General features: G+C 64.4%; 23 protein-coding genes. 11 read left to right on the forward strand and 12 right to left on the reverse strand.

Going from position 1 to position 26,461, the window contains the following annotated elements; translation table 11 throughout:
* Positions 1–148 precede the first annotated feature (148 nt).
* The gene (locus tag ACVIGA_RS38410; protein ID WP_375783610.1) at positions 149–556 is read left to right on the forward strand and encodes a GNAT family N-acetyltransferase; all 408 of its coding nucleotides are present in this window, start codon (positions 149–151) and stop codon (positions 554–556) included.
* A 24-nt stretch (positions 557–580) separates the two neighbouring features.
* Here ACVIGA_RS38410 and ACVIGA_RS38415 read toward each other — a convergent pair whose 3' ends face one another.
* Entirely contained in the window at positions 581–1,225 is a 645-nt protein-coding gene (locus tag ACVIGA_RS38415; protein ID WP_456670123.1) for a TetR/AcrR family transcriptional regulator, read from the reverse strand.
* Between the two features lie 117 nt (positions 1,226–1,342).
* Here ACVIGA_RS38415 and ACVIGA_RS38420 point away from each other — a divergent pair, with 117 nt between their 5' ends.
* Positions 1,343–3,628 carry an arylsulfatase gene (locus ACVIGA_RS38420; RefSeq protein ID WP_456670124.1) on the forward strand — a complete coding sequence of 762 codons (2,286 nt, stop codon included), beginning with the start codon at positions 1,343–1,345 and terminating at the stop codon, positions 3,626–3,628.
* Between the two features lie 114 nt (positions 3,629–3,742).
* On the opposite strand, the gene ACVIGA_RS38425 is transcribed toward ACVIGA_RS38420, so the two are convergent.
* The 3 genes from ACVIGA_RS38425 to ACVIGA_RS38435 form a co-directional block, all read right to left on the reverse strand.
* The gene (locus ACVIGA_RS38425) at positions 3,743–4,255 is read right to left on the reverse strand and encodes an invasion associated locus B family protein (RefSeq protein WP_456670979.1); all 513 of its coding nucleotides are present in this window, start codon (positions 4,253–4,255) and stop codon (positions 3,743–3,745) included.
* Between the two features lie 105 nt (positions 4,256–4,360).
* Positions 4,361–7,507, reverse strand: a complete 3,147-nt coding sequence (locus ACVIGA_RS38430) for an efflux RND transporter permease subunit (protein ID WP_456670125.1) — start codon at positions 7,505–7,507, stop codon at positions 4,361–4,363.
* Positions 7,504–8,673 (reverse strand): efflux RND transporter periplasmic adaptor subunit, encoded by a 1,170-nt coding sequence (locus ACVIGA_RS38435; RefSeq protein WP_456670126.1) that lies wholly within the window; start codon positions 8,671–8,673, stop codon positions 7,504–7,506. The genes ACVIGA_RS38430 and ACVIGA_RS38435 overlap by 4 nt, the downstream gene beginning before the upstream one ends.
* 182 nt (positions 8,674–8,855) lie before the next feature.
* On the opposite strand from ACVIGA_RS38435, the gene ACVIGA_RS38440 reads away from it, so the two are divergent.
* The 7 genes from ACVIGA_RS38440 to ACVIGA_RS38470 all read left to right on the forward strand — a co-directional run bounded on the left by ACVIGA_RS38440 (position 8,856) and on the right by ACVIGA_RS38470 (position 15,532).
* Positions 8,856–9,317 (forward strand): MarR family winged helix-turn-helix transcriptional regulator, encoded by a 462-nt coding sequence (locus tag ACVIGA_RS38440; RefSeq protein ID WP_223973131.1) that lies wholly within the window; start codon positions 8,856–8,858, stop codon positions 9,315–9,317.
* Between the two features lie 127 nt (positions 9,318–9,444).
* Positions 9,445–9,684, forward strand: coding sequence for a hypothetical protein (locus ACVIGA_RS38445; protein ID WP_092085525.1), 240 nt, complete (start codon positions 9,445–9,447; stop codon positions 9,682–9,684).
* A gap of 227 nt (positions 9,685–9,911) precedes the next feature.
* Positions 9,912–12,476: a TonB-dependent receptor gene (locus tag ACVIGA_RS38450; RefSeq protein ID WP_456670127.1), complete on the forward strand. Its 2,565-nt coding sequence runs from the start codon at positions 9,912–9,914 to the stop codon at positions 12,474–12,476.
* 20 nt (positions 12,477–12,496) lie between these two features.
* Positions 12,497–13,186 carry a Fe2+-dependent dioxygenase gene (locus tag ACVIGA_RS38455; protein WP_456670128.1) on the forward strand — a complete coding sequence of 230 codons (690 nt, stop codon included), beginning with the start codon at positions 12,497–12,499 and terminating at the stop codon, positions 13,184–13,186.
* A gap of 3 nt (positions 13,187–13,189) precedes the next feature.
* Positions 13,190–14,257: a tonB-system energizer ExbB gene (gene exbB / locus ACVIGA_RS38460; RefSeq protein ID WP_456670129.1), complete on the forward strand. Its 1,068-nt coding sequence runs from the start codon at positions 13,190–13,192 to the stop codon at positions 14,255–14,257.
* Positions 14,258–14,260: 3 nt separating this feature from the next.
* The gene (gene exbD, locus ACVIGA_RS38465) at positions 14,261–14,725 is read left to right on the forward strand and encodes a TonB system transport protein ExbD (protein ID WP_456670130.1); all 465 of its coding nucleotides are present in this window, start codon (positions 14,261–14,263) and stop codon (positions 14,723–14,725) included.
* Between the two features lie 12 nt (positions 14,726–14,737).
* Positions 14,738–15,532: an energy transducer TonB family protein gene (locus ACVIGA_RS38470; RefSeq protein WP_375780491.1), complete on the forward strand. Its 795-nt coding sequence runs from the start codon at positions 14,738–14,740 to the stop codon at positions 15,530–15,532.
* Between the two features lie 114 nt (positions 15,533–15,646).
* Here the strand turns inward: ACVIGA_RS38470 and ACVIGA_RS38475 are convergent, their stop codons facing one another.
* The 4 genes from ACVIGA_RS38475 to ACVIGA_RS38490 all read right to left on the reverse strand — a co-directional run bounded on the left by ACVIGA_RS38475 (position 15,647) and on the right by ACVIGA_RS38490 (position 19,272).
* Positions 15,647–16,855 (reverse strand): ABC transporter substrate-binding protein, encoded by a 1,209-nt coding sequence (locus ACVIGA_RS38475; RefSeq protein WP_456670980.1) that lies wholly within the window; start codon positions 16,853–16,855, stop codon positions 15,647–15,649.
* Positions 16,856–17,094: 239 nt separating this feature from the next.
* Positions 17,095–17,502: a hypothetical protein gene (locus ACVIGA_RS38480; RefSeq protein ID WP_456670981.1), complete on the reverse strand. Its 408-nt coding sequence runs from the start codon at positions 17,500–17,502 to the stop codon at positions 17,095–17,097.
* Between the two features lie 102 nt (positions 17,503–17,604).
* Positions 17,605–18,285: a site-2 protease family protein gene (locus ACVIGA_RS38485; protein ID WP_456670131.1), complete on the reverse strand. Its 681-nt coding sequence runs from the start codon at positions 18,283–18,285 to the stop codon at positions 17,605–17,607.
* Positions 18,286–18,369: 84 nt separating this feature from the next.
* Positions 18,370–19,272, reverse strand: coding sequence for a DMT family transporter (locus ACVIGA_RS38490; protein WP_456670132.1), 903 nt, complete (start codon positions 19,270–19,272; stop codon positions 18,370–18,372).
* Positions 19,273–19,366: 94 nt separating this feature from the next.
* On the opposite strand from ACVIGA_RS38490, the gene ACVIGA_RS38495 reads away from it, so the two are divergent.
* Positions 19,367–20,236 carry a LysR substrate-binding domain-containing protein gene (locus tag ACVIGA_RS38495; RefSeq protein ID WP_456670133.1) on the forward strand — a complete coding sequence of 290 codons (870 nt, stop codon included), beginning with the start codon at positions 19,367–19,369 and terminating at the stop codon, positions 20,234–20,236.
* Here the strand turns inward: ACVIGA_RS38495 and ACVIGA_RS38500 are convergent.
* The 4 genes from ACVIGA_RS38500 to gntR form a co-directional block, all read right to left on the reverse strand.
* A complete protein-coding gene (locus tag ACVIGA_RS38500) occupies positions 20,233–20,979 on the reverse strand; it encodes an SDR family NAD(P)-dependent oxidoreductase (RefSeq protein WP_456670134.1) in 747 nt (248 codons plus the stop codon). The genes ACVIGA_RS38495 and ACVIGA_RS38500 overlap by 4 nt on opposite strands.
* 190 nt (positions 20,980–21,169) lie before the next feature.
* Positions 21,170–21,901 (reverse strand): SDR family oxidoreductase, encoded by a 732-nt coding sequence (locus ACVIGA_RS38505; RefSeq protein WP_456670135.1) that lies wholly within the window; start codon positions 21,899–21,901, stop codon positions 21,170–21,172.
* 111 nt (positions 21,902–22,012) lie between these two features.
* Positions 22,013–23,851 (reverse strand): IlvD/Edd family dehydratase, encoded by a 1,839-nt coding sequence (locus tag ACVIGA_RS38510; RefSeq protein WP_456670136.1) that lies wholly within the window; start codon positions 23,849–23,851, stop codon positions 22,013–22,015.
* Positions 23,852–24,063: 212 nt separating this feature from the next.
* Positions 24,064–25,092: an HTH-type transcriptional regulator GntR gene (gene gntR / locus ACVIGA_RS38515; RefSeq protein ID WP_223973093.1), complete on the reverse strand. Its 1,029-nt coding sequence runs from the start codon at positions 25,090–25,092 to the stop codon at positions 24,064–24,066.
* Positions 25,093–25,297: 205 nt separating this feature from the next.
* Here gntR and ACVIGA_RS38520 point away from each other — a divergent pair, with 205 nt between their 5' ends.
* Positions 25,298–26,365, forward strand: a complete 1,068-nt coding sequence (locus tag ACVIGA_RS38520) for an ABC transporter ATP-binding protein (protein ID WP_223973091.1) — start codon at positions 25,298–25,300, stop codon at positions 26,363–26,365.
* Positions 26,366–26,461 lie beyond the last annotated feature (96 nt).

Consider the following 26,461-nt stretch of genomic DNA (forward strand, 5'->3'; position numbering starts at 1 on the left):
TAACGACTTGCCGGGCGGACCTGCGCCTGAAGCGGGACCGCTCGTGGCGCGACGTGTGCCATGACGGCATCGAGGGTGGATCAGCGCGGCGTAATCCACCATGGTCTCGCGACTGTGGTGCAGCCTGTTGCGACAGAGGTTTAAGGTGATGGACGAAATTCTTTATGCCCGCGAGCCGTCGATCGGCGTCGACGAATTCATCGAGGTGCTGCGCCAGTCGGGCCTCGGCGAGCGGCGGCCGCTGGCGGATGCCGACCGGATGGCGCGCATGATCGCCAATGCGAACCTGATCGTGACGGCGCGCAAGGCGCACCGGCTCGTCGGCGTATCGCGCGCGCTGACCGATTTCGCCTATTGCTGCTATTTGTCGGACCTTGCGGTCGATCGTGAATTTCAGGGGCATGGCATCGGCAAGCGCCTGATCGCGGAAACCCGGCGCCACGCCGGACCTGAATCGATGTGCCTGTTGCTGTCGGCGCCCGACTCGATCGGGTTCTACAAGACCATCGGCATGCCGCAGCCGGACAACGCATTTCTCTACAAGCGCGAGCGATAGCGGCAGGCCAAGGTCTGCCGCGCGCTATCTGATCTCGGCCTTCAGCAGCAGCGCGAGGCAATCGGCCAGCCGTTGCTCGATCTCCCTGTCGCGCAGCGAGAGCGGGCCGGGATCGTTGAGGATCGCGTTGACAAGCGTGCCCAGCACGACCTGGAAGCCGAAGGCGATGGCGCGGGTCTTCGCCGCCTTGCGGCCCTTGCCCATCGCAGGCAGCAGCAGCGGGGTGGCGTGCTCGGTGGTCGCGCGTGCGAGGCTCTTGAACGTGGTCCACTTGTCCGGCCGGGTGTCGTCGTGCTGGAGCGCGGCGCGCAGCACGCCTTCATGGGCGCGGATCCAGCCGATGACACCCGACACGACGCGGCGGCAGAGCTCATCGAGCACGAGATTGCCGGCGGGACTGTCCATCCGGGCGAGATGCCGCGCGCCGTCCTGCGCGGCGAGTGCGATCAGGGCGTTGAAGTAGGCTTCCTTGCTCTCGAAGCGGCTGTAGAAGGCGCCGACGGTGGCGCCGACCTTGCTGCACAAGGCTTCGATCGACAGCTCCGCGAGGCTTCTTGTCCGCAACAGCTCGGCACCGGCTTCAAGCAGCGCCAGTGTCGTCTCACGGCTGCGCTTCTGGCGCGAGGGGGTGACGCCGGGAAGGTCGAACTGGGCTGAAAGCCGCGGCATTTGCGCTTGCGTCTCCTGATTTTCATAATCATAATTCGGATTATCATTTGAAGCAATCCGGCCGCACCGTGCCGGTACGGGCCGCAGGCCAACCGCGGCGAGGACAGGGAGAGCGCCATGAGCGAGCATCGGACGCCGCCGTTCGGCGGCAGCATCGGCAAGACGGTTGCGACCTCGAAGCCATGGTGGCCTGATGCGCGCCAGCCGCCGGCCGGTGCGCCGAACATCCTCGTCGTGCTGTTCGACGACGTCGGCTTCTCCGATTTCGGCTGCTACGGCTCACCGATCCGGACGCCGACCATCGACCGGCTCGCCGCCGAGGGCCTGCGCTACAGCGGTTTCCACACGACCGCGATGTGCTCGACCACGCGCGCGGCGCTGCTGACCGGGCGCAACCATCATTCGGTCGGCGTCGGGTGCCTCGCCAATTTCGATTCCGGCTATCCGGGCTATCGCGGCAAGATCGCGCGCGAGGCGGGGACGCTTGCCGAGATGCTGCGGCAGCACGGCTATCGCAACTACATGGTCGGCAAGTGGCACGTCACGCCGCTGACCGAGAGCGGCGCCACCGGTCCGTTCGACGGCTGGCCGCTCGGCCGGGGCTTTGACCGCTTCTACGGTTTCCTCGACGCGGAGACCGATCAATATGCGCCGGAGCTGGTATCCGACAACACGCAGATTGATCCGCCGGGGACTTACGAGAGCGGCTATCATCTGACGACCGATCTGGTCGACCAGTCGATCCGCTTCATCGCCGATCACGTGGCCGATCGTCCCGATCTGCCGTGGCTGACCTGGCTTGCGCTCGGCGCCTGCCATGCGCCGCATCAGGCACCCGCCGACATCATCAAGAGCTATGACGCAAGCTTTGCCCATGGCTGGGACGTCGAGCGCGAACAGCGGATGGCGCGGCAGAAGGCGATGGGGCTGGTGCCTGAAGCCACCAGGATGCCGGCGCGAAACGACGGCGTGAAAGCGTGGGATGCGCATTCCGCCGACGAGCAGCGCGTGTTCACGCGGTTGCAGGCGGCCTATGCCGGCATGCTCGACCATGCCGACCGGCATCTCGCCCGGCTGATCGTCTTCCTCGACAAGGCCGGCATCCGCGACAACACGCTGGTCATCGTGATGTCCGACAATGGCGCGAGCCAGGAGGGCGGGCCGCTCGGCTTCGTCAACGCGATGGGGCCGTATAATTTCCGGCCCGAGCCGCTGCCGGTGAAATTGCTGCGGATCGACGACATCGGCGGGCCGGACACGCACTCGAACTTTCCGCACGGCTGGGCGATGGCCTCGAACACGCCGCTGCGGCGCTACAAGCAGAACACCCATGGCGGCGGCATCCGCGATCCCTTCGTGATGAGCTGGCCGAAGCGCATCAAGGCGAAAGGCGAGCTGCGTCATCAGTTCGTCCACGCCTGCGACCTGACGCCGACGCTGCTCGATCTGATCGGCATCTCCGCGCCGGCCGAGATCGTGGGCTGTCCGCAGATGCCGCTGGAAGGCGAGAGTTTTGCGCGCTCGATCGACGACGCCTCGGCGCCGTCGAAGACATCGGCGCAGTATTTCGAGATGTTCGGCCATCGCGGTCTCTGGAAGGATGGCTGGAAGGCGGTGTCGTTTCACCCCTCCGGCACGCCGTTCGAGAACGACACATGGGAGCTGTATCATCTCGATCAGGACTTCTCCGAGGTCGACGACCTCGCAGCGAAGGAGCCCGAGCGTCTGGAGCAGATGACAAGACTGTGGTGGAGCGAGGCCGAGGCGCACAACGTGCTGCCGCTCGACGATCGTTTCGGGCCGCGCTTTGCCGAGAACGCGGCGCGCTTTCACGGCGCGCGGACCAAGTTCACCTTTCATGCCGGCATGGGCCACGTGCCGACCGATGTCGCGCCCGACGTGCGCAGCCGCAGCTACACCATCGAGGCACATGTCGAGATTGCCGAGGGCGCGAGCGGCGTGCTGATCGCGCATGGCGACGCCACCTCGGGCTACAGCCTCTACATCAAGGATGGCCTCCTGGTGCACGATTTGAATGTCGGCGGCGGCCATGAGCTCGTCACCTCGAGCCGCAAGGTGCCTGCGGGCGCGCACCGGCTCGGCGTGCATGTCGAGCGCCTGCTGCGCAAGGAGCCGCCGGCCAAGGGCGCGCGGACCGGCGTCACCGAATACACGCTGACGATCGACGGCGAGCCGGTGGGGTCGATGCAGACCCAGCTCGGTTTCCACAATTTCATCTCGTGGTCCGGGCTCGACATCGGACGCGATCGCGGCAGCCCGGTCTCGCACTACGCGGCGCCGTTCGAATTCACCGGCAGGCTGTTGCAGGTGTCGGTCGTGATGCATGACGACCAGAAGCTCGATGGCGATGGCGTCGGGAATGCGCAGATGGCGCGGCAGTAGGCGAGTCCTTCCCGGCGTCATTGCGAGCGGAGCGAAGCAATCCACGGCGCCGCAACGGAAGCATGGATTGCTTCGTCGCTTCGCTCCTCGCAATGACGGAGGGAGTTCCGCGCCTTACTTGATCTTGTCGTACACCGTCGCGAAGTCTGCGAGCGGCATCGGGATGCTGATGGTCTCCTTGCCAAGATTCTGGAACGACACCTTGAGCTGCTTGCCTGTCTTCAACTGGGCCAGCACGTCGGGCGCGATCGGCGCATTGATGTAGCAGCCGCGCGCCTCGCAGGTCTGGATCGGCACGTCGACGGCCTTGCCGTCGTCGACCTGCAGCTTGGCGCCGACGGGCAGGTTCAGCCCGAGCGGAAGCTGGATCAGCGCAACCGGCGCGCGCGTGTCGCCGGGAACGCGGATATTGACCAGCACGATGAGCTGGCCGGTCTTGGTGAGAACAGCCGTCTGCTCCATCGCGCATTCGAGCGGCGCGTCGCGGCTCGCGCTGGTGCAACGCGCGACCCAGCCCGTATTGTTGGGGGATGCGGCATCGCCTTGCGGAGCGGTCGGAGCAGCTGCCGGAGCCGGCGCGGGTGAATTCTTCGCCTTGGGTGTCTGGGCGTGGCCAAGGCCGACCATGCCGAGCACGGTGAACAGGACGATGAGCGACTTTGCGACAATCTTCACGATACCGGCTCCGAAATGAACACCTTTCGGGTGTGCCGGTATGGGGCAAAAGTCAAGTCACTCGGCGGCCTGCTTGACCGATCCGTCCTCGCCGTCGTCGGCATCGTGCTCGGCGCGCGGCGAGCGGCCCCAGTTCGCAAACGCGTTGGAGAGCCTGTCGAGGTAGAGATAAACCACGGGCGTCGTGAACAATGTCAGCGCCTGGCTGACGATCAGGCCGCCGACCATCGCGTAGCCGAGCGGCTGGCGGATTTCGGAGCCGGTGCCGGTCCCTAACATCAACGGCACACCGCCGAGCATCGCGGCCATCGTGGTCATCATGATCGGGCGGAAGCGGAGCAGGGCGGCCTGGCGGATCGCCGCCACCGGCTCCATGTGCTGATCGCGCTCGGCGGCGATAGCGAAGTCGACCATCATGATGCCGTTCTTCTTGACGATGCCGATCAGGAGGATGATGCCGATCAGCGCGATCAGCGAGAAGTCGAAGCCGGCGGCCATCAGAATCGCCAGCGCGCCCACGCCGGCCGAGGGCAGCGTCGACAGAATGGTGATCGGGTGGATGTAGCTCTCGTAGAGAATACCGAGGATCAGGTAGACGACCACGAGCGCCGCCAGGATCAACAGCGGCACGGTCGACAGCGATTGCTGGAACGCCTGCGCGGTGCCCTGGAAGCTCGAGCTCAGGGTTGGCGGCGCGCCGAGGTCGATCATCGCCTTCTGCACCGCGTCCGTCGCCTGGCCGAGCGCGACACCCTGCGCCAGGTTGAACGAGATGGTGATCGCCGGGAACTGGCCCTGGTGGCTGATCGACAGCGGTCGCACCGGTGTGCTGGTCCATTTCGCAAAGGTCGACAGCGGCACCTGTTCGCCGGTTAGCGGCGACTTGATGTAGATGTTGTTCAGCGTATCGATCGAGCCCTGCAACTCCGGCAGCACCTCAAGGATGACGTGGTAGCTGTTGAGCTGGGTGAAGTACTGCGTGACCTGGCGCTGGCCGAACGCGTCATAGAGCGTGTCGTCGATCAGCTGCGGCTGAATGCCATAGCGCGAGGCGGTGTCGCGGTTGATCTTCAGCTCGACGGTGGTGCCGTTGGTCTGCTGGTCGGTGGCGACGTCGCGCAGCTGCGGCAGTGTCTGCATCTTGCCGAGAATCTTCGGTGCCCATTCGTTCAGCTCGGCGAGGTTGGCGTCCTGTAGCGTGAACTCGAACTGGGTGCGGGTCGGGCGGCCGCCGAGGCGGACGTCCTGCGCGGCCTGCATGAACAGCCGGGCGCCGAGCACCTTCTCCAGCTTCGGCCGCAGGCGGGCGATGATCTGCTGGGCATTGGCATCGCGCTCGTTCAGCGGCTTGAGCGTGATGAACATGTTGCCGTTGTTGCCGGCCCGGCCGCTGCCGCCGATCGCCATCGCCACCGTCGCCACGCCGGGATCCTGCATGACGATCTTGCTGAGCTCCTCCTGCTTACCCTTCATTTCAGCGAACGAAATGTCCTGGTTGGCCTCCGAGGTCGCGGTGATCAGGCCGACGTCCTGCTGCGGGAAGAAGCCCTTCGGGATGATGACGAACATGTAGACCGACAGCGCCAGCGTCGCGAAGAAGATCATCAGGGTCGTGAACTTCCAGCGCAGCGCGAGGTCGAGCCCGCTCTGATAGCCGCGCAGCATCGCGTCGAAGCCGCGCTCGCTGAGCTTGTAGAGACGACCGTGCCGTTCCTCATTGTGGGCACGCAGGAAGCGCGAGGCCATCATCGGCGTCAGCGTCAGCGACACGAACATCGAGACGAAGATGGTCATCGCCAGCACCACCGCGAATTCGCGGAACAGGCGGCCGATGATGCCGCCCATCAGCAGCAGCGGGATCAGCACCGCGACCAGCGAGATGCTGATCGAGACGATGGTGAAGCCGATTTCCTTGGAACCCTTGAAGGCGGCGGCCATCGGCCGCTCACCTTCCTCGATGTAGCGGCTGATATTCTCCAGCATCACGATGGCGTCGTCGACCACGAATCCGACCGCGATGGTCAGCGCCATCAGCGACAGATTGTCGAGCGTGTAGCCGAAGATCCACATCAGCGCGCAGGCGCCGAGCAGCGCCAGTGGCACGGTCACTGCCGGGATGACGGTGGCCCAGAAGCTGCGCAGGAAGGCAAAGATCACCATCACGACCAGGAAGATGGTCAGGAGCAGGGTGAACTGGACGTCCTCCACCGCGGCGCGGATCGTGGTCGTGCGGTCGCTGATGACCTCGATCTTGACCGCCGGCGGAATGGCCGCGACCAGCCGGGGCAGCGCGGCCTTGATCTTGTCGACGGTGTCGATGACGTTGGCGCCGGGCTGCTTGAAGACAACGAGGAACACGCCGCGCTTGCCGTTGGCCCAGGCCGCCTGCTTGGCGTCCTCGGGTCCGGTCACGGCCTGGCCGATGTCGCGGATGCGCAGCGGGCCGCCATTGCGATAGGCGATGATGACGTCGTTCCAGGGCTCCGCCGTGAGCAGCTGGTCGTTGGCATAGATGGTGTAGGCGCGGGTGGCGCCGTCGATATTGCCCTTCGGGCTGTCGACAGTTGCGATGTTGATCGCCGCGCGGACGTCTTCAAGCGACACGCCTTTCGCGACCAGCTTGGCCGGGTCGATCTGGACGCGAACCGACGGCTTCTGCTGGCCGCCGATGATGACCTGCGCGACGCCGGAAATCTGGCTGATCTGCTGGGCAAGCTGGGCGTCGACGGAATCGCTGACCGTGGTCAGCGGCAGCGTGTCGGATGTCGCCGACAGCAGCATGATCGGCGCGTCCGCCGGATTGACCTTGCGATAGGTCGGCGGCGAGGGAAGGTTCTTCGGCAACTGGCCGCTGGCGGCGTTGATGGCGGCCTGCACGTCGTTGGCGGCGCCGTCGATCGAGCGGTTGAGGTCGAACTGGATCGTGACGGACGCCGTGCCCAGATAGCTCGTCGAGGTCATCTGCGCGATGCCGGGGATCTGCGCGAACTGGCGCTCCAGCGGCTGGGCGACCGAACTCGCCATCGTCTCCGGGCTGCCGCCCGGCAGCGTCGCGGTGATCTGGATGGTCGGGAAGTCGACTTGCGGCAGCGGCGCGACCGGCAGCAGGGGATAGGCGACGAGGCCGACGAACAGGATGCCGGCCATCAGCAGCGAGGTGCCGATCGGGAAGCGAATGAATGGTGCGGAAATTCCGTCGCTCATTCCTGCGTAACCTTCGACTGGGACCGGTCCGTGCTCGCCACCGCCGTCGTCACCAGGGTTCCTGGCGAGACCTTGTACTGGCCCGCCGTGATCACCTGCTGTCCCGGCGACAGGCCATCCTCGATCACCGACTTGCCGTCGATCGACTGGCTGACCTTGAGCTTGCGAAGCTCGGCCTTGTTCTCCTGATTGACTGAATACGCGTACAGGCCTTCGGTGCCATGCTGCACTGCGTCATCCGGGACGACAGTGGCATCCTTCAACGTTCTGACCAGAAGCCGGGTCGAGACCGACTGGCCCGGCCACAGCGCATGGTCCTTGTTATCAAACACCGCCTTCAGCCGGACAGTCCCGCTGGTGGTGTCGACCTGATTGTTGATCAGCGCAAGCGCGCCGGTGGACAGCACCCGCTTGCCGTCGGTGGTCAGGGCAATGGTCTTGGGCGGCGCCACAGCCAGTGCAGCCTTGATATCGGGCAGCTGGTCTTCCGGTGCGGTGAAGATCACCGTGATCGGCTCGATCTGGGTGATCGTCACGATGCCGGTCTGGGCCGAGGCGTTGACGATGTTGCCGATATCGACCAGTCGCAGGCCGACGATGCCGTCGATCGGGGACTTCACGGTGGCGTAATCGACCTGGGTCTGGGCGTTGAAGATGGCGGCGTCATCGGCCGCGATCTGGGCCGTGAGCTGGGCCACGGTGGAGCGCTGGGTGTCGAGCTGCTGGCGCGTCGCGAACTCGCCGAGCTTGGTGTAACGCTGCAGGTCGAGATTGGCGTTGGCGATGTTGGCCTCGTCCTGGGCCTTCTTGGCCTTGGCCTGGTCGAGCGCCGCCTGATAGGGCCGCGGATCGATCTCGACCAGCGTGTCGCCCGCCTTGACGAACTGGCCTTCCTTGAAGGCTATCCTGGTGATCTGGCCGTCGACCCGGGTGCGGACCTGGACGGTGTTGAACGCTTGCACCGTGCCGAGACCGGTCAGGTAGACCGGGAAGTCGGCCTTCTCGACCGGCGCGATCTTGACCGGCACGGCCGGGCGCTGGGCGGACCGCTTCTGCGCGGCTTCAGCCGCCTGCAGGTCGTTCGTGTGTTTCTGCCAGCCGAAATAACCGGCCGCGCCAACCGCAGCGATCACTAAGACCCAACCGATGGTGCGTGACTTTGACATGCGGACTCTTGGGCTCGACGTAACAATAAAGGGTGATCGAAACGGTTCACAGAGCTTGCGGATATAATATGCGTGCACTTAATGTGTAAACACACCAAGGCTTGAGAATCCTAAACATTTGGAAAGGTTTAGGTCAGAAACGAGCAGAAACATTCCGCCCGGGAAACGCTCCGAGGACCCCCATGTCGCGCGATCTCAAACGCCAGTTCATTGCGCAGCTCGTCGAGAGTTCCAGGCTGCTGCGCAACTATATCGATCATCGCGCCAAGGCGCGAGGCACCACGCGCGCACAATGGATCGTGCTCTTCCGCCTGCGCGAGCAGGAGGGACTGTCCCAGGTCGATCTCGCCGACGTGCTCGAGTTGCAGCCGATCTCGCTGGTGCGGCTGCTTGACCGCCTCGTCGAACATGGCCTGCTCGAACGCCGTCCCGATCCCAGGGATCGCCGCGCCAATCGCCTGTTCCTGACCAAGAGCGGGCGCCGCCTCGTCGACGATCTCGACAGTCTGCGCGATGAGATCGCCGGCGACGTGCTCCGCGACGTATCGGACAAGCATGTCGAGAGCGGACTGGCCACGCTGCGCGAGGTCAAGGATCGCATCAAGGCGCTCGGCGAGGATGCCGGGCACATCGCCGCGAAATAGCGCGCGCCTCGCCGCGTCCAGACCTGCTCTCCATCCGTTCACCTGGTGCGGCTTGCGCGACGTGGTTGAAACGCTGCGGGATGTCGTTCATATCGCGCAGCGACGATGCGAGAGGATGAGGGCAGCGATGGACGAGTTGAACGGACGCATGATGGCATGCCAGATCCTGGTCACCGGGTTGATCGCGCGCGTCGCCAACGAGCAGCGTGACCCGCTGCGCTTTCTCACCGACTTCCGCGACGAGATCAAAGCGGTCGTTGGCGGCGTCAATATCGCCGGTCTCGAGAACAGCGACCGCGTGCGGCAGGTCGCGCAGCGGACCATCGACGAGCTGTTCTCGCTGATGAAGCCTCCAAGCGCCGAGTGATTGGCGAGACGCCTTGGTACTAGTTTAGAACGATTATTAGAACGCTTAAAAATTGGAGTTTAGAACGATTTCAAACCACAGATTAGAATCGCTTTGAATTGGGGCGATTCAAGCCAACTGTGGCGCTGTTCGCATTGACAAAGAAAGTCGCGCTCGATAACCGAAAGAGACAGTTCGTCGCACGGTGATTTTGCGAACGGACTTGCTTTTCTGGGGGCGTGCAAGAAATGAGCAATGTGAAGGCGCCGAGATCGCTGCGCTTCGATGCGGCGATCGGTTCGGCTGATGATACGGGTTGTTCCGCCACGAAGGTCTCCGCTGTCGCGAGCCTGATCGCGGTGGCGTCGTTTTCTGGGGCTGAGGCGCAGCAATCCAGCCTGCCGCCGGTGAATGTGGACGCCCCGGTCGCGCGTCCGCGGCCCGTCACGTCAAAGCCCACGTCGGACCAGGTCCGCGCCCGCAACGCGTTGCGCCGCGCCGCACGCCGCAGCAATCAGCAGGCCCAGCAGGCGCCAGTGCCGTTTCCCAACGCCGGCGGTCTTCCCGCTGACCGCGACCGCTACGCCGATCCGGCCGCGCCGTACAAGGGCGACCGTTTGCAGGCCTCCGGGAAGTATCCCGAGCCGATCCTGAACACGCCGAAGTCGGTCACGGTACTGACCAAGGACGTGCTCGAGGACAAGAACGCCACCTCGCTGAAATCGGCGATCCTGTCGACGGCCGGCGTCACGCTCGGTACGGGCGAGGGCGGCAATGCCTTCGGCGACCGCTTCTTCATCCGCGGCTTCGATGCGCGCAACGATATCTTCATCGACGGCGTGCGCGACGCCGGCGTCAGTGTCCGCGAGAACTTCTTCACCGAGCAGGTCGAGATCCTGCGCGGCCCGGGCTCGTCCTTCGCGGGGCGCGGCACGACCGGCGGCGCGATCAACATCGTCACCAAGCAGGCGACGACCGAGAACAGCTTCTACAACATGGACACCTCGTTCGGCACCGATCGCACCAAGCGGGTGACGCTCGATGTCAACCAGGTGATCAGCCCGACGCTGGCGATCCGCGCCGGCGGCCTGTTCCAGGATGCCGGCGTCGCCGGCCGCAGCTATGTCACCGACAATCGCGATGGTGGTTTCGTCGCTGCGACCTGGAAGCCGGTCGATGCGGTGAAGATCAGCGGCAACTACATCCACACCGAACTCACTGGTATCCCGGATTTCGGCGTGCCGTACTACCGGCCGAGCACGGCGAGCACGGCCGGCGGCCCGTTCCCGGACTTCGGCGTCAACCGCAACAATTTCTACGGGTTCGTCAATCGCGACTTCTTCAGGACCGGGCAGGACATCGGCACGATCAACGCCGAGGTGCAGATCACGCCGGACCTGACGATCAGCAACAAGATCCGCGAATCGCGTTCGACCCAGAAATACATCGGCACGCTGCCGGAATCGCCGACGCTGGCCGCGGGTGCACCGTTCACAGCATATACGCTGAGCGCCAACCCGCAGAGCCGCTTCCAGGTTACCGACGTGTTCGCCAACCAGACCGAGGCGACCTACAAATCGGTCGATGGGCTCGGCTTCAAACACACGACGACGGCGGGCGTCGAATACGACAACGAGCGGTCTTCGATCGACAGCTTCACTGGCCTTGCCTCCGAAATAACCACCGGTACATCGTCTTTCACAGGGAGCGGCTCACTCTCCGGTGTCAGCGTCTTCAACCCGCAATACACAAACATCCCGTTTACGAACAGCGCGAGCCTCAGCGGACGGCCGACCAAGATCGGTATCGACACCGTGAGCGGATACGTGATGGATTCCGCCAACTACAACGACTTCGTCATCCTCAATGGCGGCGTCCGCTATGACGACTACACCATCAAGACCAGCGGCTATGGTACGGTCAATGGTGTCGCGAACGTCTTCGGTCAGCAACAGCAAGACTACGGCATGCCGAACTTCAACCTCGGCTTGACGCTCAAGCCGTTGCCGAACGGGAGCGTCTATGCCGCCTATGCCACGTCATCCAACCCCGTCGGCGCGGAGTTTGACGGCACGAGCATTCAGTATGGTGGCATCGCGCCAGTTCTCAACGGCAATCCAAACCAGATATTCGGGCCGGAGAAAAACAAGGCGATTGAAGTCGGCACCAAGTGGGAGTTGTTCGATCGTCATTTGCTGGTTACGGCGGCGCTGTTCCAGACTGAGAAGGAGAACGCGCGCGAATCCATGAACGTCACCGCGGCGACTGCAACCGCCGCATGTCCTTATCCGGCTGGTACGACCGGAACTGTCTCCTGCATCAGCGCAGGCGCGGCCTATCGCATCCGGGGCATCGACCTCGGAGTGGGCGGCAAGATCACCGACAAGTGGAGCGTGTTCGGTGGCCTCGTGTTAATGCAGTCGGAGGTGACCAAATCGAATATTCCGCCGGCTAACACGATTCTGTACACTTCGAACGTCGGCTTGCCGCTCGCCAACGTGGCGCATCAGTCGTTCAGCATGCTCTCGAAATACCAACTGACCGATATGTGGGAAATCGGCGGGCAGGCGGTGTATCGTTCCAAGATGTACGGCGGCACCTTCCTCGCGGCAAACCAGGGCACGTCGATCCCGAGCTATTGGCGCTTCGACGCCTTTGCCGAGGCCAAGATCGACAAGCATTGGACCGTGAAGCTGTTCGTCAACAACATCTTCGACAAGCGCTACTACGACGCGCTGTACCAGAGCGCAGCACCGTTCGTGCTCGAAGCGCCGGGACGCGCTGCGTATCTGGTTGTGTCTGCGCGTTACTGACGGAGGCTTCGCGGCACGAGATGCTGGTCTGTATTCCCAATGTATTGAGCAAGGCTGATGTGGCGGACTTCCGCCGCATCATGGATGCCAGCGATTGGGAGGACGGCCGCTCGACCGCGGGTGCCGCGTCCGCGATGGTCAAGCGCAACGAGCAGCTGCCGCCCGACAGCGAAGTCGCGCGGCAGCTCGGCAACCGGATCCTGTCGGCGCTGTCGGCAAGTCCGCGCTTCATCTCGGCGGCGATCCCGCTTAGAATCTTTCCACCCTTGTTCAACCGCTATGCCGCAAGCGACGGGCACCATTTCGGCCTGCATGTCGATAATGCGGTGCGGGGCGACAGGCTGACAGGCATGCGGATCCGCACCGACCTGTCGGTCACGCTGTTTTTATCGGAGCCGGAAGAGTACGATGGCGGCGAGCTCGTCATCGAGGACCTCTATGGATCCCATGAAATCAAGCTGCCGGCAGGCGATCTCGTGGTTTATCCTGCGTCCAGCTTGCATCTGGTCACGCCGGTCACGCGGGGAGTGCGGGTAGCGTCTTTTTTCTGGCTGCAGAGCATGGTACGGGATGCCCACGCGCGCAGCCTGATCTTTGATCTCGATACTGCGATCCAGGCTCTGGTGGAGCGGCTGGGCCGCGATGACCCTGAAACGGTCAAATTGACCGGGATTTATCACAACCTGATCCGTCACTGGGCTGAAGTGTAACTGATGATGACATTCAAGTTCCCCGCTGCATCCGCCATGATCGCCTCGCTGGCGATGCTGATGCTGATTGCGCCGTCCTCGGCGCAGCAGCAGACGGCGCCTGCCGCGCAGCCCGCGCCCGTGACCCGGGCCCAGTCCGCACCCGCGGCTCAGCCGCCGGCGGCGCAGGCCCAGCCAGCGGCACCTGCCCAGACCGCGCCGGTGGCCCAGCCGGCGCCGCAAGCCCAGGCCCAGCAAACTCAGGCCGCGGCGGCACCTGCCGCAGCAGCTCCCGCACCGACCGCACTCGATGTGTCGCCGGCCGCGTCTGCGAACGGCGATGGCAAGGTGCTGAAGTCGACCAGCACCGGTCTGCACGAATTGTCGCCGTGGAACATGTTCCTGAACGCAGACATCATCGTGAAGGCGGTGATGCTCGGTCTCGCTTTCGCCTCGCTCGTGACCTGGACCGTGTTCATCGCCAAGATGGTCGAGCTGACCGTGGCGCAGAGCAAGCTGCGCGGCGCGCTCGCCAAGATCGCTGAATCGCGGTCGTTGGCAGAAGCGCAGTTCGCACTCGGCGCCAAGGGCAGCGTGCTGTCGTCGTTCATTGCGGCCGCGATGCGCGAGGGACGACTGTCGGCGGGCATCTCGAGCGACGCCGGCATCAAGGAGCGCGCCGCGTCGAGCTTTGCGGAAATCGTGCGCGCCGAAGCCCGCAAGATCCGCGTCGGCATGGGCCTGCTTGCGACCATCGGTGCGACGTCGCCCTTCGTCGGCCTGTTCGGCACGGTCTGGGGCATCATGAACAGCTTCATCGGCATTTCGAAGTCGCAGACGACGAACCTTGCGGTGGTGGCGCCCGGCATCGCGGAAGCGCTGCTCGCAACCGCGATCGGCCTCGTCGCGGCGATCCCGGCGGTTATCATCTACAACCATTTCTCGCGCGTCACGAAGGTCTATCTCGAACTCGTCAACCGCGCCTCGGGCGCGGCGGGACGGCTCCTGTCGCGCGATCTCGATCGCACCCATGGCAGCGTTCCCGGCGACGTTCCGCGCACCGCGCATCCGCGCGCCGCGGCGGCGGAGTAGGCGATGGCAGTCTCGATCTCCGAGAACGATGGCGACGACGATTTCGCGGAATCCCACGAGATCAACGTCACGCCGTTCATCGACGTGATGCTGGTGCTGCTGATCATCTTCATGGTGGCGGCGCCGCTCTCGACCGTCGATCTGCCGATCGATCTGCCGACCTCCAGCGCAACGCCGCAGAAGAAGCCGGACAAGCCGACCTATCTCAGCATCAAGCCGGATCTCACGCTGGCGATCGGAGAGAACGCGGTGAAGCGGGCCGACCTGGTCAATTCGCTCGATGCGGTGCCCGACATGACCAGGGACAAATACGTGTTCCTGCGAGCCGATCGCATGGTGCCCTATGGCGAGCTGATGGGCGTGATGGAGCTCTTGCGCTCCGGCGGCTACTCGCATGTCAAACTGGTTGCGCTCGAGGGTCTGCCCGGAGCGCCCGCGGCGCCGCAGGCCGAGCCGGCCAAACCCTGACGGCGAACAGCGATGTCCACCAACCCTGATCTTGATCTGCGGACGTCGAAGCGGCTCTGGGTGATCGCCGCGGTGACGGCGGTCGGGCTGCATCTGGGTGGCGCAGCGCTGGCGCTGACGAATTTGCGCGGCGACGACGGCGACGAGGGGCTTGGTGCCGCCGGCGCGGAATATGCCATCGAGCTCGCCTCTCCTGACGTGCCCGATGATGCCGCACCGCCCGGTGCGCCGGCTGACGAGCAGCAGGCCGTGCAGGAGATGGCGCAGCAGAAGGCCGAGGTGAAGGACACCGACCTGCCTCAGGCCAAGCCGATTGAGGCCGACGACCCCGACCGCATCGTGACGGAGGACACCGCCAAGAAGCAGAAGGAGGACGAGGCCAAGGTCGCCAAGGTCGAGACCAACGCCCAGGAAGCGCAGCAGGCCTCGGAAGCGGCCGCGCCGACCAAGCTGGAGGACGCGCGTCAGTCGGACACCACCAAGGCCCCCAACCCCGGCATCGGCAAGGACAAGCTCGCGCTGACGGCCAAATGGGGCAAGAAGATCAGCGCCTACCTCGACCTGCACAAGAAGTTCCCGGAGAGCGTCAAGGCCAAAGAGGGCAAGGTCAAGCTTGCCCTGGTGCTCAATCGTCTCGGCAAGGTCCTGTCCGTTGCCGTGATGGAAACGTCGGGGGACGTCGCATTCGACGACGCCGCGGTCTCGATGGTCCATCGTTCCGATCCGGTGCCCGCGCCGCCGGCCGGACTGACCGAAGACCAGTTCTCCTTCACTCTTCCCGTTACCTTCAACAAGCCGAAGAAGTAACCGCTGTCATTCCGGGGCGCGACGAAGTCGCGAACCCGGAATCCATTGTGCCGCATGCTCGGCGGATCGATGAACTCCGGGCACTAGTCTCGCGAGACCCGGAATAGCGGCGGCTCAGCTCTTCTTCACCAGCGGGCAGGCGCTCTTCTCGAGCGGCAGGAAGGCTTCATCCGCGGGGATGGTCGCCACCAGCTTGTAATAGTCCCACGGATACTTTGATTCCGACGGCTTCTTCACCTCGAACAGATAGGCGGGGTGGATCTTGCGGCCGTCGATCCGGATCGACCCCTTGCCGAACAGCGGATCGTCGGTCGGCAGCTCTTTCATCTTGGCGACGACGGCGCGGCCGTCATGCGGATTGCCGCCGAGCGCTTCCAGCGCCTTGAAGTAATGGATCAGCGAGGCATAGACGCCGGCCTGCACCATGGTCGGCGGGTTTTTCTTGAACCGCTCCATGAAGCGCTTCGAGAAGGCGCGGGTCTGGTCGTTCATGTCCCAGTAGAAGCTCTCGGTGAAATTCAGCCCCTGCGCGACGTTGAGGCCGAGCGAGTGCACGTCGGTCAGGAACATCAGCATGCCTGCGAGCTTCTGGCCGCCCGAGACGATGCCGAACTCGGCGGCCTGCTTGATGGCGTTGGTGGTGTCGCCGCCGGCATTGGCAAGGCCAATGACCTTGGCCTTCGAACTCTGCGCCTGCAGCAGGAAGGACGAGAAGTCAGCCGTGTTGAGCGGATGCTTGATGCTGCCGAGCACCTTGCCACCGCCTGCGGTGACGGCCCCGGTGGTGTCGCGTTCGAGCGCCTGGCCGAACGCATAGTCCGCCGAGATGAAGAACCAGGTATCGCCGCCGGATTTGACCAGCGCCCGTCCGGTGCCGTTGGCGAGCATGTAGGTGTCGTACGACCAGTGCACCGTATTGGGCGTGCACTGCGATCCCGTGAGGTCGGACGAGCCCGAGCCGGAGTTCAGGTTGACGACATTCTTGTCCTTGGCGAGGTTGGCGATCGCGAGCCCGACATTGGAGGCCGCGAGATCGACGAACACGTCGACCTTCTCTACATCGATCCACTGCTTGCCGATGTTGACCGCGACGTCGGGCTTGTTCTGGTGATCGGCCGAGATCAGGTCGATCTTCCAGCCCTTGGCCAGCAGCCCGGAATCCTCGATCGCCATCTGCGCCGCCACCGTCGAGCCGGGACCGCCGATATCCTGATAGAGACCGGACTGATCGCCGAGGGCGCCGACCTTGGCGACCTTGTCCATGGTCTGCGCCGACGCGCTGCCGGCGAGCACGAGGCTCGTCGTCATGACCAACGCTGTCATGACTTGGGCCGTCTTGATCGAGGCTGCAATGGAACGCTTCATCTTCCCTCCAGTATGATTTTTGTTTTTGAGTTCCTCATTATGCCCGGCATCGGTCGCATCGCCTAGGGCACAGGCGCGGTCGATCGCGCGCGATATTCCACGCTGCGGCGATTAAGCGGCCAGTGACGCGCGACGCGACGCCGCAGCGCTGCGCGCGTCGACGATGAAAGCGGAAATGGGCTGAAGCGCGGACCGCGCTATTTCCAGTAGTAGCGGATCGCGACGTAGACCACGACAAGGCAGGCGAAGATCAGCGCCACCGGCATCGGACGCTTGGCGTTCGGGGCAGCGGTGGCCGCTTTCTTGGCGGGCAGGCGTCGGAACGCGGTGACGTTGCCGGTGTCGGCGGCCGGTTCGCGCGAGCGTGCCGGAACCTCGGGTGCTTTGCCGGCGCCGCCCATCTCCGCGTAGTAGGTGCGATACATCTCCTGGATCGTCGCCTCGCCCGCGTCGGCGTCGCTCATCTGGTCTAGCAGCTTTTTGTAGATGGCCAGGAAATTCTGCGCTTCCGGCGGCAGGGCGGAGGCGCCGTTCAGCTTCGCCATCATCTTCCACGTTGCAAAGTCCGCCCGCGCGCGGGTGTCGGCGCGTCGTGCAATCAGCATATCGGCAGCTTTGATCACCATGGCCTCGAAGCGTTCCCGTCCCTGCGCATGAGTAGGAAGATTGGGTTCCGACTTTCCGATCGGGTCATCCGCAAATCAAGGCTATGTGTTTCCGGTAATGAGGAGAAGGGCGTTGATTACATAGCCGGTCAGAGTTCGCAGTATCGTTGAAATAACATCAAGATTTAGGCCGATCTGCCTGCCGATCACGGGCAGCAGGATCAACAGGCCGATCAGGATCAGCATGCCGTAGGGCTCCAGCCGGGCGAGCGGAACCGCCAACGGCCGCGGCAGCAGCCCGACGGCGACCCGGCCGCCATCCAGCGGCGGGATCGGCATCATGTTGAAGATCGCAAGCACGATGTTGATCAGGAAGGCGTTTTTCAGATTGTCCGCGGTCCATTTTGCCGCATCCGCGGGAACCAATGGCAGCGCGTGGAATGCCAGCGCCGCCGCGGTCGCGAGGATGATGTTGGTGACCGGGCCGGCGAGCGCCACCCACACCATGTCGAGCTTGGGATGGTTGAGGTTGCGGAAGTTCACCGGCACCGGCTTGGCGTAGCCGAACAGGAACGGCGAATGCGCGAGCAGCAGCATCGCGGGCAGGATCAGCGTGCCGAACGGATCGATATGCTTCAGCGGATTGAAGCTGACGCGGCCGAGCTTCCAGGCGGTGTCGTCGCCGAGCCGGTGCGCGACGAAGCCGTGCGCCGCTTCGTGGAAGGTGATGGCGATCACCAGCGGCAGCACCCAGACGGAGACGTCGTAGAGGGAAATGTTCAATGGCTTGCCGCCTCGGGTTGGCTTTGACCGGAGCCTCAGGCTAGCACGGATTCGCGGACGGCCTTGCGGGGGCGTGGCCGCGGGTCAGGGTATGTCCGGCGTGACCGCGCGTGCCTGTTGCGCCTGGGTCGTCGCGATCCAGATGCCGGCAAACACCGTGACGATGCCGGCCATCAGATTCCAGCTCAGCGGCTCGCCGAGCAGGGCCGCGCCGACCAGCGAGGCGGCGATCGGATTGACGGTGACTGATATGGCCACCCGAGTTGGCGTCGTCCGCTCCAGCGCGAAGGCCCAGAGATAGAAGGTGAGTGCTGCGCCGAACGCGCCGAGATAGGTCGCGCCGAACCATTGCGGCGCACCGAACTCCGCAACCGGCGCGAAACTGCCGCGCAGCAGAGAGCCTGTTATCAGGACCGCGGCCCCGGCAGCCATGGCGAGCGTGGTGAAGGAGATCGGGCCGGAGCGGCGGATATAGGGCTTCGACCAGATGCTGTAGAGCGCCATGCACAGCGCGGCCGCGACCATCAACAGATCGCCGCGCCAGGCGCCCGGCGGCGCCGTGGTGAGCCCGGAGAGCAGCGCCATCGAGACGCCCAGGATGGTGACCAGCACGCCGGTGGTCTTTCGCGCGGTGAGCGGCTCGGCGCCGAGCGCGGCACCGACCAGCATCGTCAGCAGCGGCAGCGTCGAGAGCGCAAGCGCACCGCGGGCGGCCGTCGTGAAGATGAGCGATGCATTGAACAGGATTGGAAACGCCGCAAAGAACAGCAGGCCGAGGCCGGTGACACCTGGCCAGTCGCGCCGCGGCGGCCAGTTTCCACGCTGCAGCAGCGCCAGCGGCAGCAACAGCAGGACGCCGATGCCGAAGCGGAACGCGCCGATCGCCAGCGGATCGATCGCGCCGACCAGAAACCGCGTCGCCCCGATCGAGGTTCCGCCGAGCGCACTCGACGCAACCGCGGCCAACACCCCCCAGATCTCACCCATCCCGCTTCGATCTCCCTGTTTTGCTTGCGTAATCTAGGGAAGGGGCGATAATCATGGAATGGAATAGATTTGATCAATCAAATCACGGATCGTGATGAGTGCGCCCGTCCTGGACCCGGACCTTCTGCAAGCCTTTGTCGCGGTGGCGGACCATCGCTCCTTCACCCGCGCCGCCGCGGCGCTGAACCGGACCCAATCCGCCGTCAGCATGCAGGTGAAGCGGCTGGAGGAGCGGCTGCAGGCCGAGCTGTTTCACCGCAGCACATCCAGTGTCGATCTGAGCGCGGCCGGCGAGGGGCTAATCGGTTACGCCCGCCGCATTCTGAGCCTCAACGCCGAAGCGATCGGCCGGGTGCGCGAGCATGGCATCGACGGGCGGGTGCGCCTTGGCGTGATGGACGATTACGGGACGCTGATCGTCCCGCCGCTGCTCAAGGAGTTCATCGCCAACTATCCGCTGATCCATGTGGAGATGGAGACCGGGCTGACATCGTCGATGACGGACCGGCTCGGCGAAGCCTTTGACCTCGTGATCGCGATGCACCCCGAGGGGCGCGGCGAGGGTGAGTTGCTGCGCACCGAGCAGGCGGTGTGGGCCGCCAGCACCACGCATCGTGTCGAGGAGCTCGACCCGCTGCCGGTCGCGCTCTATCCGCAGGGCTGTCTGTTTCGGAGCTGGGCGATGCAGGCGCTGGACGAAGCGAGCCGGCCGTGGCGGCTCGCCTTCGTCAGCCACAGCCTGTCCGCCGTCGAGGCGATCGCGGCGCAGGGTCTTGCCGTGACGGTTGTGAAGTCGGGGACCTTTCCGCCGACGTTGCGGCGCCTGACCGCGCGCGACGGCATGCCCCGGCTGCCGCGCGCAGAGATCCGTCTGCATCGCGCGCCCCACCTCGCGCGCGCGGCGTCATTGCTCGCCGATCATCTTGTCACGGCGCTTCGGCAGCCAGCGAGGCGCGGGAGTTAGTACGTCGCCCGTCCGCCGGAGATGTCGAACACCGCGCCGGTCGAGAACGCGCAATCTTCCGACGCCAGCCACGCCACCATCGCGGCGAGCTCCTCGACTTGCACGAAGCGGGCTTTCGGAATCTTCGACAGCATGAAGTCGATGTGCGCTTGCGTCATCTGGTCGAAGATCGCGGTCTTTGCCGCGGCCGGTGTCACCGCGTTGACCAGGATGTCGTGGTGCGCGAGCTCCTTGCCGAGCGATTTGGTGAGCGCGATCAGGCCGGCTTTCGACGACGAATAATGCGCGGCGTTCGGATTGCCTTCCTTGCCAGCGACCGAGGCGATGTTGACGATGCGGCCGTATTTCTGGCCGATCATGGTCGGCACGATCGCCTTGCAGCAGATGAAGGGCCCCTCGAGATTGATGCGCATCACCCTGCGCCAATCGTCGAGATCGGTTTCCCATACCGGCTTGTTGGCTCCGGTGATACCGGCGTTGTTGACGAGAATGTCGATCTTGCCGAACGCCCGCAGCGTCTGGTCGCGCGCGGCGTCGACCGCGGCGGGATCGGTGACGTCAGTCTTGATCGTGATCACGTTCTCGCCGATCGCCCTGGCGGTCTTCTCGGCCAGCGGCTGGTCGAAATCCCAGATCGCGACCCTGGCGCCGGATGCGACGAAGCGCTCGGTGATGGCGCGGCCGAAGCCTTGCGCGCCGCCGGTGACGACGGCGCAGCGGCTGTTGAGATCGATCTTGTTCATTGGTGTTGTCCTTTGACGTTTCCTCGGTGCGGCCGCACGGACGTTCTGCTCCCTCGCCCCGCACTTGCGGGGAGAGGGTTGGGGTGAGGGGTTGTCTCCGCATACTGGTGCGGAGGTATTGCGCCTCGCCCCTCACCCGGAAGCTTCGCTTCCGACCTCTCCTCGCAAAGAGCGGGGAGAGGTTTGAAGGTCAGAGCATGAAGCCGCCGTCGACGACCATGTCGACGCCGGTGGTGAATGCGGCCTCGTCGCTTGCAAGATACACCGCCATGGCCGCGATTTCCTCGGCGGTGCCGAGTCGGCCCATCTTCTGGCGGGCGACGAACTTCTCGCGTCCGTCCGGGCCTGCGGCGGCGGCGCGATCAAGCATCGAAGGCGTTTCCACGGTACCCGGGCAGATGCTGTTGCAGCGGATGCCCTGGGTGATGAAGTCGAGCGCAACCGCGCGCGTGAGCAGCGAAACTGCCGCCTTCGACGCGCTGTAGACATAACGGTTGGCCGGCGGCCGCAATGCCGCGCAGGACGAAATGTTGACGATGCTGCCGCCGCCGCTTGCCAGCATCGCAGGCAGAAACGCCTTGATGGTCCGGTGCATGGACTTGACGTTGAGATCGAACGAGAAGTCGAAGTCCTCGTCCGAGCACTCCAGAATGGTGCCGTGATGCACGAAGCCCGCCGCATTGAGCAGGATGTCGATCTTGCCGACGCGCTTGGCGAAAGCGTTGACCTCGGCGGTGCTGCGAACGTCGAGCCGTGCGGTCTCGGCGATGCCGTCCTTGCCCAGGGTGGCGATGCCGCTCTCGTTGATGTCGGTGGCGATTACGGTCGCGCCTTCACGCGCGAATGCGATCGCGCATGCGCGCCCGATACCGGCCGCCGCGGCGGTGACGACGGCGCGCTTTCCCTTCAGTCGATTGGACATGCGTTTCTTCCTTCTCTCTTGACCGTCATTCCGGGGCGCGCGCAGCGCGAACCCGGAATCTCGAGATTCCGGGTCTGGTGCTACCGCACCATCCCGGAATGATGGTGATGTTTAGTGATTATCCCGCGCCACGCCGATCTTGCCTGCGATGTCGTGATAGCGCGTCGCGAGCTCGAGGCAGGCGCCGGTCGCGTGCTGACCGACGGTCTGGCGGTAGAGCTCCTGCCACGGCGTCTGGTTGGCCGGGTGCGGGAAGCCGCCCTTGGCCTTCAGCTCGGCGCGGCGGGTGCGCAACTCATCCTCCGAGATCATGATGTTGGCGCTGCCCTTGTTGAGGTCGATGCGCACCTTGTCGCCGGTCTCGAGGATCGCGAGCCCACCGTCGGCCGCCGCTTCGGGCGAGGCGTTGAGGATCGAGGGCGAGCCCGAGGTCCCGGACTGCCTTCCGTCGCCGATGCAGGGCAGGGACAGGATGCCGCGTTTGATCAGTGCCGCCGGCGGCTGCATGTTCACGACCTCAGCGCCGCCCGGATAGCCGATCGGGCCGGTGCCGCGCACGAACAGCACGCAGTGCTCGTCGATGTCGAGCGCGGGATCCTCGATCCGCGCGTGATAGTCCTCCGGGCCCTCGAACACGATGGCGCGGCCCTCGAAGGCGTTCAGATCCTTCGGGTTGGACAGATAGCGGTCGCGGAATTCCTTCGAGATCACGCTGGTCTTCATGATCGCGGAATCAAAGAGATTGCCGCGCAGCACAAGGAAGCCGGCGTCCTTCACCAGCGGCTTGTCGTAGCCCCAGATCACGTCGCCGTCGGGCTTCGGCGCTTCCTTGCAATTCTCGCCCATGGTGCGGCCGTTGACGGTGAGGGCGCCTTCATGGATGCGCTTGTGCTTGATCAGCTCGCGCACCACCGACGGCACGCCGCCGGCGCGGTGATATTCCTCGCCGAGATAGAAGCCGGCCGGCTGCATGTTCACGAGCAGCGGCACGTCATGGCCGTATTTCTGCCAGTCGTCGATCGACAGCTCGACGCCGACATGGCGCGCCAGCGCATTGATGTGGATCGGCGCGTTGGTCGAGCCGCCGATCGCGGAGTTGACCACGATGCAGTTCTCGAACGCCTCGCGGGTCAGGAAGTCCGACGGCTTCAAGTCGTCCCAGACCATGTCGACGATACGCTTGCCAGTCTCGTAGGCGATCTGGCCGCGCTCGCGATAGGGCGCCGGGATCGCCGCGCAGCCCGGCAGCGAGAAGCCGAGCGCTTCCGCGAGCGAGTTCATCGTGGAGGCGGTGCCCATGGTGTTGCAATGGCCGACCGACGGGGCCGAGGAGGCCACGATCTCGATGAACTGCTCATAGTCGATCTCGCCCGCAGCGAGCCGCTCGCGCGCCTTCCACACCACCGTGCCGGAGCCGGTGCGCTGGCCCTCGTGCCAGCCGTTCAGCATTGGGCCGCCCGACAGCACGATCGCCGGCAGGTTGACGGTCGCCGCCGCCATCATGCAAGCCGGGGTGGTCTTGTCGCAGCCGGTGGTCAGCACCACGCCGTCGAGCGGATAGCCGAACAGGATCTCGACCAGGCCGAGATAGGCGAGGTTGCGGTCGAGCGCCGCGGTCGGGCGCTTGCCGGTCTCCTGGATCGGATGGGTCGGAAACTCCATGGCGATGCCGCCGGCGGCGCGGATGCCCTCGCGGACGCGGTGCGCGAGCTCGAGGTGATGCCGGTTGCAGGGCGACAGGTCGTTGCCGGTCTGGGCGATGCCGATGATCGGCTTGCCCGACTGCAATTCCTCGCGGGTCAGGCCGTAGTTCAGATAGCGCTCGAGATAGAGCGCGGTCATGCCGGGATTGTGCGGGTTGTCGAACCATTCCTGGGAGCGGAGCCTGCGGCCCTTGCCCTTGCTGGTCTCGCCTGCGGCGCTGTGCCCGTTGGTGTGGGGTTTTGTCATTGGTTTCTCCCGCAATGCAAACTCTTGATGGGCCCATTCAAGGGCTCTGGTTCAACGTGTTGTACCTTGCGCAAATCGTCACGCATTACAAACCTCGACGATCACGCACAGGTGTTTCACTGGATGGATTGGACCTTAGTTGAAGGCACTTGGTTGCGCTACCATTTTGTCATTTTTCGCGTCCCATGTGACGGGCTGGTGTCGGGCTGATGTCAGCTGCGTCGCGCCGAGCTTTGCCGTTCCATGACACTGAAGCCCAGATCGACGACGGGGTCAGTGGGCCGGCGTCCTTCGAGTGTCTCGATCACCATCATGGCAGCGTTTCTGCCCATTTCGTAGCGATTGGTCCGCACGCTGCTCAGCGTCGGCTCGCTCGACGCCATGAATTCGAGGTCGTTGAAGCCGACGATCGCCATCTGCTCCGGCACCGCCACGTGACGGCGCTTGCATTCGAACAGCGCGCCGAGCGCAAGGTCGTCATTGACGCAGAACACCGCGTCGATGTCGGGCGTCTTGGCGAGCAGGTCGGCAAACAGCGTCCCGCCCAATGTCACCGAGGTTGGAATCGCGGTCGTGACGATGAGCTGCGGATCGAACAGCGCCGCCTCGGTCATCGCGGCGCGATAGCCGTCAAGCCGCCGCTGCACCCGCGGATCCATTCGTGCGCCGAGGAAGCCGATCCTCCGGTTGCCCTGCGCGAGAAGGTGGGCAATTGCGGCTTTTGCCGCGTCAAAATGCGAAAATCCGATCATCATGTCGATCGGGGAGGGCCCGACCTCCATGATTTGCACGATCGGGCAATCGACGGTTTCCATGATGCGGCGGGAATCCGCGGTCTGGTTGATGCCGGTGACGATCAGCCCGGCCGGCTTCTGTGCCAGAAAAAGACGCAGCAGGCGCTCTTCCTGGAGGATGCTGTAGCGGGTGTTGGCGAGCTGAATGCTGTAGCGGCTGCCGTCGAGCGCGTCATAGATGCCGCGCAGCACGTCGGCGAACACATTGTTGGTCAACGACGGGATCAGGACACCGATCACCTCGGTGCGCTGCGACGCAAGCGCACGTGCCGCGAGATTGGGCACGTAACCGAGTTCTTTTGCCGCACTCTCGACCCGGGCGCGCTTGCCGGCCGAGAGCGCATCCGGATTCCTGAAGAAGCGCGAGGCCGTAATCGGACTGACGCCGGCGAGTTTCGCGACTTCGGTGAGCCGGATCTTGCCTGGCGTGATGTGTTTTCGGGCCATTTGCCGCTCATATCACGACCTTCGTCGCAGACAAACCGATATTGACAGCGCTACCAAGCGATTGCTAATCGAACGATTGCCAAAACCGGATAAACTGCGGACAATAACGCAAGTCCAACAGAGCCGCGTACCCAGCGTGGCCGGAACAAAACAGAGCGGTGGCGGCACTTGTCGTACGCCGTCGGGAACTTGAGGAGGGAAGTGGATGTCGTCGGTCCAGATTCGCGACGTGCGGAAATCGTTCGGCAATTTTGAAGTCCTGCACGGCGTGTCGATCCCGATCGAGGACGGCGAGTTCGTCGTTCTGGTCGGCCCCTCCGGCTGCGGCAAGTCGACCCTGCTGCGCATGCTGGCGGGACTTGAGAACATCACCTCTGGAACGATCTCGATCGGCGACCGCGTCGTCAACAATGTCCAGCCCAAAGAGCGCGACATTGCGATGGTGTTCCAGAACTACGCGCTCTACCCGCACATGACGGTCGCCGACAATATGGGCTTCTCGCTGAAGCTGCGCGGCGCCAAGCCCGAGGAAATCTCGAGCGGCGTCAAGCGCGCCGCGGAAATCCTTGCGCTGACGCCGCTGCTCGATCGCTATCCGCGCCAGCTCTCCGGCGGCCAGCGCCAGCGCGTCGCAATGGGCCGCGCCATCGTGCGCGATCCGCAGGTATTCCTGTTCGACGAGCCGCTCTCGAACCTCGACGCCAAGCTGCGCGTCGCCATGCGCACCGAGATCAAGGAATTGCATCAGCGGCTGAAGACCACGACCGTCTACGTCACCCACGACCAGATCGAGGCCATGACCATGGCCGACAAGATCGTGGTGATGCATGACGGCATCGTCGAGCAGATGGGCTCGCCGCTCGAGCTCTACGACACGCCTGCGAACCAGTTCGTCGCCGGCTTCATCGGCTCGCCCGCGATGAATTTCCTCAAGGGCAACGTCAAGGTGAACGGCGCCGCCTATTTCGAGGGACCGAATGGCGTCAAGTTGCCGCTGAAATCGGCGCCGGCCAATTCCGACGGCAAGCCCGCGGTCTACGGCGTGCGGCCCGAGCATTTCACCATCGCCGATGACGGCGCCGAAGCCGAGATCGTAGTGGTCGAGCCGACCGGCTCGGAGACCCAGGTGTTCGCCAAGCTCGGCGGCGAGCAGGTGGTGGCCGTGTTCCGCGAGCGCCATCTGTTCAACCCGGGCGACAAGGTTCGGCTCAAGCCGGATCCGGCGCTGGTCCATCTGTTCGACGATTCGACGGGTAAGCGGCTGAACGGCTGAGCGATGCCGCGCCCGCAGGCAGCGTCAGCGCATTTATCACGAGAATGCCGGCCCGCAGTATTTGGGCGGGACAAGCGACGTCTGAAGCGACAACCA

It is taken from the genome of Bradyrhizobium sp. USDA 3240, from assembly GCF_054063295.1.